General features: G+C 44.6%; 11 protein-coding genes. 9 read left to right on the forward strand and 2 right to left on the reverse strand.

Annotation, left to right across the window (positions count from 1 at the left end):
* Positions 1 to 227 precede the first annotated feature (227 nt).
* The 9 genes from mutS (at position 228) to FM019_RS08250 (ending at position 13,088) form a co-directional block, all read left to right on the forward strand.
* Positions 228 to 2,801, forward strand: a complete 2,574-nt coding sequence (mutS, locus tag FM019_RS08210) for a DNA mismatch repair protein MutS (RefSeq protein ID WP_260681570.1) — start codon at positions 228 to 230, stop codon at positions 2,799 to 2,801.
* A 195-nt stretch (positions 2,802 to 2,996) separates the two neighbouring features.
* Entirely contained in the window at positions 2,997 to 4,628 is a 1,632-nt protein-coding gene (locus FM019_RS08215) for a CTP synthase (protein ID WP_143835442.1), read from the forward strand.
* Positions 4,629 to 4,722: 94 nt separating this feature from the next.
* Complete coding sequence (gene eno / locus FM019_RS08220) at positions 4,723 to 6,015, forward strand: phosphopyruvate hydratase (RefSeq protein ID WP_143835443.1); 1,293 nt, start codon at positions 4,723 to 4,725, stop codon at positions 6,013 to 6,015.
* An 81-nt stretch (positions 6,016 to 6,096) separates the two neighbouring features.
* On the forward strand, positions 6,097 to 6,741 hold the full coding sequence (locus FM019_RS08225; protein ID WP_143835444.1) for a hypothetical protein: 645 nt from the start codon (positions 6,097 to 6,099) through the stop codon (positions 6,739 to 6,741).
* A 358-nt stretch (positions 6,742 to 7,099) separates the two neighbouring features.
* Positions 7,100 to 8,659 (forward strand): 2-isopropylmalate synthase, encoded by a 1,560-nt coding sequence (gene leuA, locus FM019_RS08230; RefSeq protein WP_143835788.1) that lies wholly within the window; start codon positions 7,100 to 7,102, stop codon positions 8,657 to 8,659.
* Positions 8,660 to 9,760: a 3-isopropylmalate dehydrogenase gene (gene leuB, locus FM019_RS08235; RefSeq protein WP_143835445.1), complete on the forward strand. Its 1,101-nt coding sequence runs from the start codon at positions 8,660 to 8,662 to the stop codon at positions 9,758 to 9,760.
* Between the two features lie 17 nt (positions 9,761 to 9,777).
* Positions 9,778 to 11,172, forward strand: a complete 1,395-nt coding sequence (leuC, locus tag FM019_RS08240; protein ID WP_143835446.1) for a 3-isopropylmalate dehydratase large subunit — start codon at positions 9,778 to 9,780, stop codon at positions 11,170 to 11,172.
* 9 nt (positions 11,173 to 11,181) lie between these two features.
* Positions 11,182 to 11,784: a 3-isopropylmalate dehydratase small subunit gene (gene leuD / locus FM019_RS08245; RefSeq protein WP_143835447.1), complete on the forward strand. Its 603-nt coding sequence runs from the start codon at positions 11,182 to 11,184 to the stop codon at positions 11,782 to 11,784.
* Between the two features lie 119 nt (positions 11,785 to 11,903).
* On the forward strand, positions 11,904 to 13,088 hold the full coding sequence (locus FM019_RS08250; RefSeq protein WP_143835448.1) for an HD-GYP domain-containing protein: 1,185 nt from the start codon (positions 11,904 to 11,906) through the stop codon (positions 13,086 to 13,088).
* Between the two features lie 61 nt (positions 13,089 to 13,149).
* On the opposite strand, the gene FM019_RS08255 is transcribed toward FM019_RS08250, so the two are convergent.
* Together FM019_RS08255 and FM019_RS08260 are read right to left on the reverse strand one after the other, a co-directional pair.
* Positions 13,150 to 14,202, reverse strand: a complete 1,053-nt coding sequence (locus FM019_RS08255; RefSeq protein ID WP_143835449.1) for a general secretion pathway protein GspB — start codon at positions 14,200 to 14,202, stop codon at positions 13,150 to 13,152.
* Position 14,203: 1 nt separating this feature from the next.
* On the reverse strand, positions 14,204 to 15,106 hold the full coding sequence (locus FM019_RS08260; RefSeq protein WP_143835450.1) for an ExeA family protein: 903 nt from the start codon (positions 15,104 to 15,106) through the stop codon (positions 14,204 to 14,206).
* Positions 15,107 to 15,146 lie beyond the last annotated feature (40 nt).

Genomic DNA, 15,146 nt, shown 5'->3' on the forward strand with positions numbered 1-15,146 from the left:
GTTTACCATTTGCGAATAGATTTCACCTCTGATGCTATCAACGAGCGGTAGAATGATCAAAGTTGTTGTCCGTCAATTCAATCATTTAGAAATTGTAAAAACAAATCCAAGTTTGTCTATGGCAAATCTTACCCTAGCTTTTATAATGCTCTGCATTAAAATAACAACTTGGCAAAAAACACCCATATCAAGGTGTGCTTGCTGTAATCAAAGAGCCCACTTTTTCGATGACTCAAAACGCGCTCCCTAGCGAACTCGATAACCATACGCCTATGATGCGTCAATACCTGACAATCAAAGCTGAACACCCAGATATTTTGTTGTTTTATCGTATGGGTGACTTTTACGAACTGTTTTTTGATGATGCTAAGAAGGCCGCAGAGTTATTGGATATTTCGTTAACAGCCCGGGGGAAGTCCGGGGGCAATGCTATTCCAATGGCGGGTGTTCCTTACCATGCTGTTGAGAATTATTTGGCGCGCCTAGTTAAGATGGGCCAATCGGTTGCAATCTGTGAGCAGGTCGGTGACCCGGCCACCAGCAAAGGGCCGGTCGAGCGTAAAGTTCAGCGTATTGTTACCCCAGGCACAGTCACTGATGAAGCCCTGCTGGAAGACAAACACGACAACTTGTTGGCGGCAGTGTTTGAGCGTAAATTACGGTTTGGTTATGCGACATTGGATCTGACCAGCGGCCGTTTTTGTGTCGTAGAGTTGGCGGAAGAAGAATCTTTATTAGCAGAATTGCAGCGTACCAATCCTGCCGAGCTGCTTTATCCAGAGAATTTTGCCTTTTCACATTTGATTGATAATCGTGAAGGACTCAGACGCAGACCAGAATGGGAATTTGATTTTCAAACGGCCACCACACAATTGAACCAGCAGTTTGGCACACAAACCTTGGATGGATTTGGTGTGCAAAATGCGCCCCTTGCCATCTGCGCCGCTGGCTGCGTGATGCAATACGTTAAAGACACTCAGCGCGCTGCACTGCCCCATGTGCGCCAGATTAAAATGGAAAACACCACAGATTCAGTATTAATGGATGCCGCCACAAGGCGCAATCTGGAGCTGACTATTAACCTATCTGGCTCAACTGAAAATACCTTAGCCAGTGTGATGGATCACACCAAAACGGCAATGGGAAGTCGACTTTTGAAACGTTGGATACAAAGCCCAATTCGCGATATTGACTGTTTGAAAAACCGTCAGGAAAGGATCCAATCCCTGATCGAATCCGATTACGATGCGCTTCAATCCAATCTTAAACAGGTTGGCGACATGGAACGGGCGCTCGCTCGATTAGCGCTACGTTCTGCCCGCCCCAGAGATTTTTCGCGCATCAACAGCGCCTTAGCGCAACTTCCCGACATCCAAGCTCAACTCAAAGCGTTATCACCCGCTTTCGCAAACATGCGTAAGGATATATCTGAATTCCCTCAATTCTTGGATTTGTTGGAACGAGCCATTATTGATAATCCGCCGGTCCTGATCCGTGACGGCGGTGTCATCGCACATGGCTATAACGAAGAATTAGATGAATTAAGAAACCTCGCCAAAGGCGCAACCGACTACCTGGATGAACTAGAACAACGAGAGAAACAAAGAACCGGCATCCCAACGCTCAAGGTCAGTTATAACAAAGTTCACGGCTATTATATTGAAGTGAGCCGCAGTTACGCTGATCAAGTGCCGGCGGATTATGTGCGCAGACAAACCTTAAAAAATAATGAACGCTATATCATCACTGAGCTAAAAGAACACGAAGACAAAGTGTTAACCAGCCAAGGCCGTGCGTTAGCCTTAGAGAAGCAGCTTTACGAGCAATTATTCGATCAATTACTTCCTCATTTAAACGAGTTGATGGCATGTGCTTTGGGTTTAGCGGAATTAGATGTTTTGTGTAATTTGGCGGAGCGTGCTGAGTCCCTGGATTGGCATCGTCCAACGCTTAGTGATAATACGGGCATTTTCTACGAACAAGGTCGCCACCCTGTTGTTGAACAGGTGATGCAAAACCCTTTCATTGCCAATCCACTTGCCCTGTCTAGCTCCCGACGTATGCTCGTGATTACTGGTCCCAATATGGGAGGAAAATCTACGTATATGCGGCAAAGTGCGTTGATTGTGTTGATGGCCTATATCGGCAGCTTTGTCCCTGCTCAAGAGGCTGTCATTGGACCAATTGATCGCATTTTCACCAGAATTGGGGCATCGGATGATTTAGCTTCAGGTCGTTCGACGTTTATGGTTGAAATGACTGAGACAGCTAACATTTTAAATAACGCTAGCGCTAATAGTCTGGTGTTAATGGACGAAATTGGTCGAGGCACCAGCACTTATGATGGACTATCGTTAGCTTGGGCGTGTGCAGAGTATTTAGGCAATAAAATTAAAGCGTTTACCTTGTTTGCGACGCATTATTTTGAATTAACCCAATTAGCAAATGATAAATCGCATATGGCAAATGTGCATCTTGACGCAGTGGAACACCAAGATACGATTCGTTTTATGCACGCCGTACAGGAAGGACCAGCAAACCGCAGCTATGGATTACAAGTTGCACAATTGGCTGGCGTGCCCCGCGGTGTGATCCAATCAGCCAAGAAAAAACTGCAGTTATTGGAATCTGAGCCAGTCGTCGAAAAAGATTTAAGTGAAGTGAGTGATCACTTACACCAAATGGATTTACTGGATGAAATTGACCCGCTAAAAGAAAAGCTGCGCAATACTGATCCCGATGAACTAACACCTAAACAAGCACTCGAACTGCTCTACATCCTAAAGAAGCTTAGCGATTGAGGCCTATTAGCGTTTAGGTAGGCTCAATAGGTGTAGTGGCTGAGGTGCCAAACCCTATAAAAAAATCAATAAAGTTGGTTGGAGCAATTGTATGGTTCGTCGCCCTTTAGTATACTGTTACGCCGTCCATTAGCCGAAAATTGTCGGTACCTTGGTCACGTATTCTTACTCAACTCCAAACGTCTTAGGTTTTACATGACATATTATATTTTCGTCACAGGTGGTGTGGTTTCATCACTTGGAAAAGGTATTGCTGCTGCGTCACTTGCGGCTATCTTAGAAGCTCGTGGATTGAAGGTAACCATGCTTAAACTGGATCCTTACATCAACGTTGATCCTGGTACCATGAGCCCCATTCAGCACGGAGAAGTATTTGTCACAGACGATGGTGCTGAAACCGATCTGGATTTAGGTCACTACGAACGTTTTATTCGCACTCGCATGACAAAAAGAAACAACTTTACGACGGGCCGTGTATACGAAGAAGTATTAAAGCGCGAGCGTCGTGGAGATTATTTAGGTGCGACCATTCAGGTTATCCCGCACATTACTAACGAAATAAAACGGCGAGTCATCGATGGTGCTGAAGGCAACGATATTGCCATTGTAGAAATTGGCGGCACGGTAGGTGATATTGAATCACAACCGTTTCTTGAGGCAATTCGTCAGCTAGGCGCAGAATTAGGCCGTGAACGTGCCATGTACATGCACCTTACATTAGTTCCTTACATGGCCGCTTCTGGTGAGGTGAAAACCAAACCTACCCAGCACTCAGTAAAAGAGTTACGCTCAATCGGTATTCAGCCTGACATTTTGGTCTGCCGTTCAGAGAGCGCACTGCCTTCTAACGAACGTTCAAAAATAGCATTATTTACCAACGTGCCTGAAAAAGCGGTTATCGGGTTAAAAGACGTAGACAGTATTTATCGCATCCCTGCGGCACTCAAAGCCCAAGGCATGGATGAATTAGTCGTCAATCGTTTTGGTTTGGATTGCCCTGAGGCCGATCTTGTCGAATGGGAACAAGTGCTCTATGCAGAATCAAACCCTACGGGTGAAGTGAATATTGGTATGGTCGGCAAATACGTTGAGTTGCCAGATGCTTACAAATCGGTCAATGAAGCCCTAAAGCATGCGGGTCTTAAAAATCGTCTCCACGTCAACATTCGTTATATTGATTCGCAGGATGTAGAGAGTAAAGGCGAACAAGCTTTGACAAACCTAGATGCGATTCTAGTACCCGGTGGATTTGGCGAACGCGGAATTGAAGGTAAGATTGCCGCAGCTAAATACGCCAGAGAAAATAATGTGCCTTATTTAGGCATTTGTTTGGGCATGCAGGTAGCTCTTATCGAATTTGCTCGCAACGTTGTAGGTATGGAAAAAGCCAATAGCACTGAATTTGATCCTGAATCCCCTTTCCCAGTCGTTGGCCTAATTACAGAATGGCTCGATGCAGCGGGTAGCACAGAGGTCAGAGATGAAAGCTCAGATCTAGGTGGTACAATGCGTGTGGGGAGTCAACTGTGTCATTTAATTCCTGGTACAAAAGCTCACGAGACTTATGGCAATATCGAAATTTATGAACGTCACCGTCATCGTTATGAAGTGAATAATAATTTGCGCGAGCAAATTGAATCCGCCGGGATGGTAGTTTCTGGATTGTCGACAGATAAACGTTTGGTCGAAGTCATCGAATTGCCAGAACATCCGTGGTTTATAGCAGGCCAGTTCCACCCTGAATTTAACTCTACTCCTCGCGACGGACATCCATTGTTTAGTGGGTTTGTCAAAGCTGCGGGGGAATATCATAAAAATAATAATTAGTAGGTAAACATCCCAGTGCGCGCCTAACAATAATTTTTTCAATTAGGGCAATTGGGGAACAAGAATCAATTAACATTTTTATAAGGCAACAAAAATGGCAAAAATCAGCAAGATTATTGGCCGTGAGGTAATGGACTCGCGTGGTAACCCAACTGTAGAAGCAGACGTCTATTTGGATAGTGGTGCTTGGGGTCGCGCATGTGCACCATCGGGTGCATCAACGGGTTCGCGCGAAGCGTTGGAATTACGTGACGGTGACAAAAGCCGCTATTTAGGTAAAGGGGTATTAACCGCTGTTGCTGCTGTAAATAACGAGATTCAATCTGCGTTGGTTGGATTGGACGCCCTCGATCAACGTAATATTGACCAAGTCATGATTGATCTTGATGGCACTGAAAATAAAGAAAAATTTGGTGCAAATGCCATTCTTGCGGTGTCGTTAGCGACAGCAAAAGCGGCGGCAATGGAAAAGAAAATTCCACTTTATCAGCATATTTCAGAGCTTAATGGTACCGCAGGTCAATACTCTATGCCGGTGCCTATGATGAACATCATCAACGGCGGAGAGCATGCCGACAATAACGTAGATATTCAGGAATTTATGGTCCAGCCTGTCGGTGCACCAAACTTTCGTGAAGCGCTTCGAATGGGCGCTGAAATATTCCATAGTTTGAAAAAAGTGTTATCAAGCAAAGGATTAAACACGGCTGTGGGTGATGAAGGTGGATTTGCGCCTAACTTAAGCTCTAACGAAGAAGCACTGAAAGTGATTATTCAAGCGGTAGAAAACGCCGGATATAGAATGGATACCGATGTGACCTTAGCACTTGATTGTGCGTCGTCTGAATTTTATGTTGACGGTCAGTACGACATGAAAGGCGAAGGTAAAGTGTTTAGCTCCAACGAGTTTAGTGACTACCTTGCAGAACTTTCTTCGAAGTATCCAATCATTTCCATCGAAGATGGGCTAGACGAGAGTGATTGGGACGGTTGGGCTTACCTGACTAAAATTCTAGGTGACAAGGTACAATTGGTTGGCGACGATCTTTTTGTGACCAACACTAAAATTTTGAAGCGCGGCATCGACAATGGCGTCGGTAACTCTATTCTGATCAAGTTTAACCAAATTGGTTCGTTGTCAGAAACATTAGATGCCATCAAAATGGCTAAAGATGCCGGATTTACTGCTGTAATTTCCCACCGTAGCGGAGAAACAGAAGATGCGACAATCGCTGATTTGGCGGTAGGTACCGCAGCGGGTCAGATTAAAACCGGTTCCCTTTGCCGTTCTGACCGCGTTGCAAAGTACAACCAATTACTGCGCATTGAAGAAGAGCTGGGAAGTGCTGCAAGTTATGCAGGTCGTAAAGAAATAAAAGGCCAATAGCCACCTCGTTTATCAAGTGTCTGGGCTTAGCGCTCAGACACTTGCTGACAAAACAGGTAGTTGTCTGATATAACTCTGAAGATGTCCGATACCAGTCCTCAACAGCAAGTTGATATCTTCGCTAACGATAATAGACAGCGCCACTTTGCCGAGCTGTGCAACGCCCTGTACGAACGGGAACTGTATGCGTTAGGTAAAAAAGCCCCTAATAATATCAAATTGTTACAAAGACGACTTTCTGGTCTCCCCTACCATATAAAAAATGCTGCGGAATATTTACTCGATCATACTGCACCGATTGAAGTAGATATTCACAATGGCAGTTGGCAGGCGAAACAATCTGCTAAATGCGTTGTACAAAAACATAATAGCGAGAAAAGTCAATCCTGGTTCCATAGCCATGCGAGCATGGGATTACCCGTACCGGTTTATGTCAACGATATGGGCATTGAATCGATTGAATTGGATTCGATAGACCGTATTGAACAAGATAGCCATCGTTTACATGTAAACAAACACGGTTGGTTTCATTTAGACGGCAGCTTTGAAGGCGAACCCTCGCATCCTCACCAAAAGAAGGTTTTGCTGTTGCCGAACAAACTAAACCTCACCGCAGCCTGTTGTGGACATACCTGGAATCACAAAGGTAAGTCGGTGCCTCGCGCACTGAGTTTGCGCGAACTTCTGTTGTCGACCAAGATCAATTGGAAGACGTTTAAAGGCTAGCGAAAGTGGTTCTGTAATCTGCCGATGGGATTACTTAATCTCTTATAAGGGTTACTTATTCCAAAGCGATATATACGAAGATGTTAACTTTGGTTGACGCTTTACGCGAATGACGATACAAATACGCATAGTGACAAAGTGCTTTAGAAATCAACTAAGCACTAAAGAGAATAAACGTACTAAGAGAACAAAAGTGAACAAACCTTTTGCTATTTTACTCAACATCCTACTCCTTCTGGCAGCGAGACTGCACGGGTAGGTTGTATTAGTCACAACCAATTTTCAAAACCCGTGCATCGCACGGGTTTTTTTGTATGGGCAATCCTCAATTGGAATCGAGGATAACAGGAGAAAGATGATGTCAAATCAAGTAAAAATATTCGACACAACCTTGCGCGACGGTGAACAAGCCTTGCCTGCAAGCCTCACTGTTAAGGAAAAACTACAAATTGCCCTGGCCCTCGAACGATTAGGTGTAGATATTATCGAAGCCGGCTTCCCTGTCTCTTCGCCAGGAGATTTCGCCTCAGTGCAAAGCATTGCCCGAGAAGTGAAAAACTCTATCGTGTGCGGATTGTCCCGAGCATTGGAAAAAGATATCGATGCCTGCGGAGAATCTTTGCGCGTCGCTGAGCAATTCCGGATCCATACGTTTATTGCCACTTCAGACATTCACGTCGACGCCAAGCTAAAAAAATCACAAGAACAGGTTGTTGAGATGGCTGTTCACGCCATTAAACACGCTCGAAGATATACCGATGATGTCGAGTTTTCCTGTGAAGATGCGGGGCGTACACATATTGATTATTTGTGTCGAATGGTAGAAGCCGCTATTGACGCTGGGGCAAGCACAGTTAATATTCCCGACACCGTTGGCTATACTACACCAACAGAATTTGGTGGTATTATTCAGTCCTTATTCAACCGTGTACCAAATATTGATAAAGCGACTATTTCAGTGCACTGTCACAACGATTTGGGCCTAGCGGTAGCCAATTCATTGGCCGCAGTAGAACAAGGTGCTCGTCAGGTTGAAGCGACAATAAATGGCATAGGGGAGCGTGCCGGAAACTGCTCGTTAGAAGAAATTGCGATGATTTTGCAAACCCGTCAGGCAATGTTAGGCATGCAAACTAACATCAAATCACAAGAAATTTCTCGCACATCAAAACTTGTCAGTCAGTTGTGTAACATGCCGGTGCAATCCAATAAAGCGATTGTCGGTGCGAATGCGTTTAGTCACTCATCAGGTATTCACCAAGACGGCGTGCTTAAAGCGCAAAACACCTATGAAATTATGACACCCGAAAGTGTCGGCATTAACAAGAACAACCTTAATTTGACCTCTCGCTCAGGTCGCCATGTGATTAAACATCGGTTGAGTGAATTGGGCTATCAGAACAGCGACTATAATCTGGAAGATATTTATTCAGCCTTTGTTCGATTGGCTGACAAAAAAGGCCAGGTATTTGACTACGATTTGGAAGCGTTACTGTTTTTTAATCAACAAAAACAAGAAGAAGCGCACTACGAATTACTTTATTTACAAGCAAATTCCGGACGGGAAATTATCCCTAGCGCAACGGTTAAAATGCGTATCGGAGACACAGAAGTCACTGAATCTGCGATAGGAAATGGACCCGTTGACGCAGCTTATAATGCCATTACCAAAGCCATCGGCCACAACAAAGTTGAAGTGGTTGACTTCAAATTGGATTCAAAAGGTAAAGGCGCCGACGCGCTGGCACAAGTGAGTGTGGTGGCAGAATATAATGGTCGACGTTTTAATGGTATTGGTCTGGCAACAGACATCGTAGAAAGTGGTGTTAAGGCATTAATATATGTATTAAATAACACTCATTTAGCTGACCAAATTGATCAACAGAAAAAACAACAAGTTAAAATTGCAGGGGTATAAATGTCAAACTATAACATCGCGGTATTAGCGGGAGACGGTATTGGTCCAGAAGTCATGGTTGAGGCCAAAAAAGTCCTGGCAGCGATTGAATCCACCAGCGACCTCAGCTTCTCATTAAACGAATTTGATGTAGGTGGTTGTGCCATTGACAACCATGGTCATGCCCTACCTGAATATACCTTGGAGGGCTGTGAACAAGCAGACGCCATATTATTTGGTTCAATTGGCGGCCCGAAGTGGGACGATTTGCCTTTGGAGCTGAGGCCTGAACGGGCTGCACTGTTAAAGCTGCGAAGCCACTTCGATTTATTCAGTAATTTGCGACCTGCAAAAATATATCCAGGCTTGGAGTCGTTATCTCCGCTTCGCGCCGACATTGCAGCAAGTGGCTTCGATGTATTGGTGGTTCGCGAACTGACCAGTGGGATCTATTTTGGCCAACCTAAAGGGATTGAAGGGGAAGGTGAAGAGCAATTTGCCTATGACACCATGCGGTATAGCAAAAAAGAGATCCGCCGAATTGCCGTTAGTGCCTTCGAAGCAGCGATGAAAAGAGGTAAACACGTCACCTCAGTTGATAAAGCCAATGTACTGGTTTGTTCAAGACTCTGGCGTGAAATCACTGAAGAAGTCGCACAAGATTATCCTCAGGTTACCCTCGAACATATTTATATCGACAACGCGACCATGCAGTTGCTGCGATATCCAAATCAATTTGATGTGATGTTGTGTTCTAATCTATTTGGCGACATTATTTCTGACGAATGTGCCATGATCACCGGCTCGATGGGCTTATTGCCTTCAGCCAGCATCAATCAAAATGGGTTTGGACTTTATGAGCCAGCGGGCGGTTCAGCACCAGACATTGCAGGCAAAGGTATCGCTAATCCAATTGCCCAAATTCTTTCAGCTGCAATGTTATTAAGATTCAGTCTGAACCAATCTGAGGCAGCGGACCGTATAGAAGCAGCAGTAATAAAAACGCTGGCTGACGGTGTATTGACCGGTGAGCTTCTTGCACCTGAAAATAGACATGCTGCACGTTCAACGTCAGAAGTAGGCGACTACATTTGCGCTCTGATTTTGTCAGATCAAAACTAATATCACGGGACAAACCAATGGCTAAATCTTTATACGACAAAATCTGGCAAGCACATATTGTGGATGAATTGGGAGACGACTCGTTAGTTTATATCGATCGTCACTTGATCCACGAAGTGACTTCACCTCAAGCCTTTGCAGGATTAAATGACAAACAACGCAAAGTACGGTGTCCTGAAAAAACCATCGCCACCATGGATCACAGTATTTCTACACGTTCGTTGGCACTGGATGCTTGTGGTCCAGACAATCAATTACAGCTGCAGACGCTGGTAAAGAATTGCGACGAACATGGCATTGAGCTGTTTCCTGTTGGTCATCAAAAACAAGGTATTGTGCATGTCATAGGTCCTGAGTTAGGGATTATCCAACCTGGTATGACTGTGGTCTGTGGTGATTCACATACTGCTACCCATGGCGCGTTTGGTGCTTTGGCGTTTGGTATAGGCACATCACAAGTTGAGCATGTACTTGCCACGCAAACGTTAAAACAATCCAAAGCAAAAAGCATGTTGGTTAGAGTGGATGGTCAACTCCACGAAGGGATCACTGCCAAGGATGTTATTTTAGCCATCATCGGCAAAATCGGTCATGCAGGAGCGACCGGCCACGTCATCGAATACGCCGGAGAAGCTATTACTGCACTGTCCATGGAAGAACGCATGACGGTATGCAATATGAGCATTGAAGCCGGGGCCAAAGCAGGTTTTATCGCACCCGACGACACGACATTCGACTATTTAAAAGACAAAGAATATGCCCCCAAAGGCGAATTATGGGACAAAGCCCTGGCGTATTGGCAAACACTGCATTCAGATGAAGGCGCAACCTTTGACACCCTGGTTGAGCTCAATGCTCAAGACATTCTTCCACAGGTTACGTGGGGAACTAACCCAGGTCAGGTAATCGGCGTAAATGTGCCGATTCCCTCACCGGACGATTTTACCAATCCTATCGATCGCGAATCAGCGATTAAAGCCCTTAAGTATATGGATTTACAACCCGGCACCAAGTTGGTTGATGTAGAAATTAATAATGTTTTTATTGGATCCTGTACAAATAGCCGAATCGAAGATTTACGGGCAGCAGCAAAAGTCGCTCAGAAAGGCAAGGTTGCACAAGGGGTTACCGCAATTGTGGTGCCCGGGTCGGTGTCGGTGAAAAAGCAAGCTGAACAGGAAAACCTGGATAAAATATTTATCGACGCCGGTTTTGAATGGCGATTGCCAGGTTGTTCCATGTGTCTTGGTATGAACGATGATGTATTAACTCAAGGTGATCGCTGTGCATCAACCAGTAACCGTAACTTTGAAGGTAGGCAAGGTAGAGGAGCTAGAACTCACTTAGTCTCTCCAGCAATGGCTGCAGCTGCAGCCATTAAAGGCCGTTTCGCAGACGTTCGGGAATTATAGGAGCAATTTATGCCAGGTTTTACTACTCACATCGGTAACGCTGTCCCCCTTGATCAAGCCAATGTTGATACGGACCAGATTATCCCAAAACAATTTTTAACCGGTGTTACCCGCAGCGGCTATGGTAAACACCTTTTTCACGATTGGCGCTACCTAGACCTTCACGAAAAAGAACCCAATCCAGAATTTGTTTTAAATAAGCCTGAGCATCAAGGTGCCAGTATTTTATTAGCAAGAGAAAATTTTGGCTGCGGTTCAAGCCGAGAACATGCCCCTTGGGCGCTTGATGATTACGGATTTAAGGTAATTATTGCCCCAAGTTTTGCAGACATTTTTTATGGTAATTGTATCAATAATCAACTGCTCCCGATTGCGCTTAGCAGCCAACATATGGATAGTATTTTCGACGCCGTCAAGGCTCAAGCAAGCACTCTAATTTTGGTTGATTTACCGGCGCAAACTGTCAAAGTTAATGAACACACATTTTCTTTTGAGATTGCAGAGCACCATAAAAACAACCTGATTAAAGGTTTGGATGCGATTGGTCAAACGCTAGAATTGGACGACAAAATTCTTCAATATGAAGAAAATGCACTGACCTGGATGAGATAGTTTATTATCGTCAAGTTTCGCTTAACAAAGTGACTTAAAATCGTGATTTTAAGGAAGATTTGTTAGGCGCTTTGATTTAGTATACGGTTTTTATCAACAAGCAACGAGATGAGTGGTAAATGCTGCAGGCAATTGACATTGATGATCTAAAGCCAGGGATGTTCGTCAACAACGTGATCGAACAAACCGGCACTTTGAAAATCAAAACAAAGGGATTGGTCAAAACTGAAAAATCGGTCGCTTTGTTAAAGGCCAAAGGCGTTGTTAAGTTGGAAATCGATTTAACACGTGGTGACGGTTTAGAACAGCCTGCAGATCAACCTACTAAAAACAGTGCTGGTGCCTCATCCTCGCCCCGCGAGATGACAGATCAAGAACAGATTGAAGCGGCTATCAAGCTGTATGATCAAGCCCTTACTATTCAGAGCAAATTTTTCAAACGTTTGGAAGTAAATGACACTCCCTCTTTGGAAGCAGTCAAAGATCTCAGTTTAGGGATCATTGATGCCGTTTTTGAGATGCCTAATGGTTTATGTTGCTTGTCGTTGCTCAACAAAACCGGTCGATATTTGTTAGAACATTCGGTTAATTGTTCCATTTTAATGACCATGTTTGGCCAACATAAGGGTATGTCTAAGACTGAAATCGAAGATTTGAGTTTAGCCGGTTTACTGATGGATGTCGGTATGACAAACATGCCAAAAGACATCACACAATCCAGCAAAAAGCTCACTGACGCTGAAAAAGAAGTGGTTACCACTCACGTCGACATAGGGTTGGATTTGGTTGAACGCTGCGGTTCAATTTCTGACAATGTTCGCGACGTCATCTATAACCATCACGAGCGTTTCGACGGTTCGGGTTATCCAGATGCTCAAAGTGATGTAGATGTTAGTCAGTATGCTCGTATGGCAGCCATTGTGGACAGCTACGATGCGATGATCAGTGAACGCTTGTTCAAAAAAGCCATCACGCCATCCAGAGCACTTCGCCGACTATTGCAGGATAACGGATACGATCAAACACTGGTCGCAGAATTTATCCAATGCATTGGTGTCCACCCGGTTGGTTCCTTGGTAAAACTTAATAATGATCGTTTAGGAATTGTCGTCAGGGGTAACAAAGACGTCCCTCTCCAACCCGTCGTTGCAACCTTTTACCACCTGAAAACGGGTAACTATTCTGAAGTGAAAAAGATCGACTTGAGCCAATCAAAAGTGCAAATCGAGGGTGCGGTTCGACCAGAAGAATTTGGTTTAAACCTGACGAAATTCTTCCGAGAAATATTTGCCAGCACGATTTAATTGCCCGGAATTTGTGGCCTCAACCTCAATGATTCGGAAAATACTGTGATGTCCTTGCCGCTTACCAATCAGACAAGGCATCCATACTAAACTCTTGTCCTTTGAACACCATTATAACGTGTTGAGGCTCTATCCCTACGACGCGCAGACCCTCTTCTATTTCTTGCCCTTCTGTTATTCTTCGCCCATTCACTCTTACCCAACGTTCCTCTGGCTCCGATGCGTATAAATGGGCTGAAAAGGAAATACTAGGAAGCTGAGTTAAAACCCAAGCAGGTAACTCAGTCACCGGTGGCACATTCTTAATCGGTTGAACGTCAACCGCGGGGTCTTGCGGTTGGGTATCGCCTAATGCCGTCATGGCATCTTGAAAGCGCTTGATGAGATCGGGCGGAATGACAGTTTGTGCTTCTACGTTATCGGCTTGATTGGCTAAATTGGCCTCTCGTTCTTCTAAGGGCACGCCCAACACTAATTCCTGAGGAGCTTGTTGCTCAGGTAGTGCATCCACCTCTTTTTCATTTGGTGCACTAGATACTGGATTTGTAACGAGTGGATTAGATTGAGTAGAAGCTGGAGCACTTGTTTCAGGCGCAGGCGCAATAGTCGAAGAGTTTGATTGACTAGCGGGCGGCATCGCTGTGTCAGCGGGTGTCTGCTGCGTGACTTCCACTTTTGGTTGAGAGAGTTGTTGCACCCAAGAGGTCAGGTTTGCTCCAACTAACCCTATGCAAAAACCTCCTACGACAACTGTCACAACGATACCGACTTTCTTGCCATAATACTGCCAAGCTTCAGGAAGCTCCTGAACCGTTGGCAAAAATAAACTACGGTTAAATTGTTCAGATATTCCTTGATCGCTTTGTTGAGCGTAGTTGCCGGTGTCTTCTAACCATTGTTGTGTTTTGGATTTGGTAATTTTAGGCTTTTTAATTTCAACCGTCATATCGGGGTCGACTTCAACTTCTTGTACCCCCATCTCGGTTAACGCATTGATCATATCGCGGCTGTTAACCAAACCAGATTTTTTGATCTTCACTGGGCCATTTTGCGCAGTGACTTTGATAATCACCATGCCTTCTTTCAAATCTGAAATATTAATCCGTTTGGTCATCTCAAGTCCCTACCCAGAAACCTAACAGTGCCGACAAGACAAAACATGACGCCAGTATTGCTGTCCATTGTCTTCCTTGACGCTGTTTGACAACGTCATCACCCAGTATTTGTCGCGCAGCAGCGATAAAAATATGCCTATGAACATAAGGATGCTGCTTGGTGAAAGTAAGGGTTAATGCTCGGTCGCATAACAAGTTTATGACGCGAGGGATCCCACCGGTAATCTGGTAAATCGCCTGTATCGTCGGTTTGCTAAATATATGTTCATTGCCGTCAGCTACCGACAACCTGTGAGCAATGTAGTTTCTGACTTCGGCAGGTGACAGAGGCAACAAATGATAGCGAGCGGTAATGCGCTGGGCGAGCTGCCTTAACTCGTTGCGTTTGAGCAGCTGTTGCAACTCCGGTTGACCGATGAGTACCACTTTAAGCAGCTTTTCGCGATTAGTTTCTAAATTAGTGAGCAATCGCAATTGCTCCAATACTTCTGGTAACAAATGTTGTGCTTCATCAACAATGAGTACGGTATTGATGCCATTATGATGATTGGTGGTCAGTTTGGTGAGAATTTTGTCAGTAAAATATTTAAGACTTGCTTGTTTTTTTAGATAACGAATTTTCAATTCATCACAAATAGTGGCTAACAGTTCAATCGCCGATAATGTCGGGTTGAGTATCATCGCCACTTGGGTATTTTCTGGAAGTTGCTGCAAAAGCTTTCTTGAAACCGTGGTTTTACCTGTACCTACTTCACCGGTCAACATTACAAATCCGCCACTTTCCCTGAGACCGAAAGTCAGGTGAGCAAGCGCTTCCTGGTGCCGCGGACTCATATATAGATAGTCCGGATTAGGTGCAATGGAAAAAGGATTATCCGATAATCCAAAATAATTCAGATACATGTTGTTTTTTACGAGCCAGTACAGATTGTCGAACGATAAG

Source organism: Aliiglaciecola sp. M165, assembly GCF_007197995.1.
Classification (GTDB): domain Bacteria; phylum Pseudomonadota; class Gammaproteobacteria; order Enterobacterales; family Alteromonadaceae; genus Aliiglaciecola.

Coding starts and splice junctions, on each gene's coding strand:
- mutS (WP_260681570.1), top strand. CDS start 228: ATGACTCAAAACGCGCTCCCTAGCGAACTCGATAACCATACGCCTATG.
- FM019_RS08215 (WP_143835442.1), top strand. CDS start 2,997: ATGACATATTATATTTTCGTCACAGGTGGTGTGGTTTCATCACTTGGA.
- eno (WP_143835443.1), top strand. CDS start 4,723: ATGGCAAAAATCAGCAAGATTATTGGCCGTGAGGTAATGGACTCGCGT.
- FM019_RS08225 (WP_143835444.1), top strand. CDS start 6,097: ATGTCCGATACCAGTCCTCAACAGCAAGTTGATATCTTCGCTAACGAT.
- leuA (WP_143835788.1), top strand. CDS start 7,100: ATGTCAAATCAAGTAAAAATATTCGACACAACCTTGCGCGACGGTGAA.
- leuB (WP_143835445.1), top strand. CDS start 8,660: ATGTCAAACTATAACATCGCGGTATTAGCGGGAGACGGTATTGGTCCA.
- leuC (WP_143835446.1), top strand. CDS start 9,778: ATGGCTAAATCTTTATACGACAAAATCTGGCAAGCACATATTGTGGAT.
- leuD (WP_143835447.1), top strand. CDS start 11,182: ATGCCAGGTTTTACTACTCACATCGGTAACGCTGTCCCCCTTGATCAA.
- FM019_RS08250 (WP_143835448.1), top strand. CDS start 11,904: ATGCTGCAGGCAATTGACATTGATGATCTAAAGCCAGGGATGTTCGTC.
- FM019_RS08255 (WP_143835449.1), bottom strand. CDS start 14,202: ATGACCAAACGGATTAATATTTCAGATTTGAAAGAAGGCATGGTGATT.
- FM019_RS08260 (WP_143835450.1), bottom strand. CDS start 15,106: ATGTATCTGAATTATTTTGGATTATCGGATAATCCTTTTTCCATTGCA.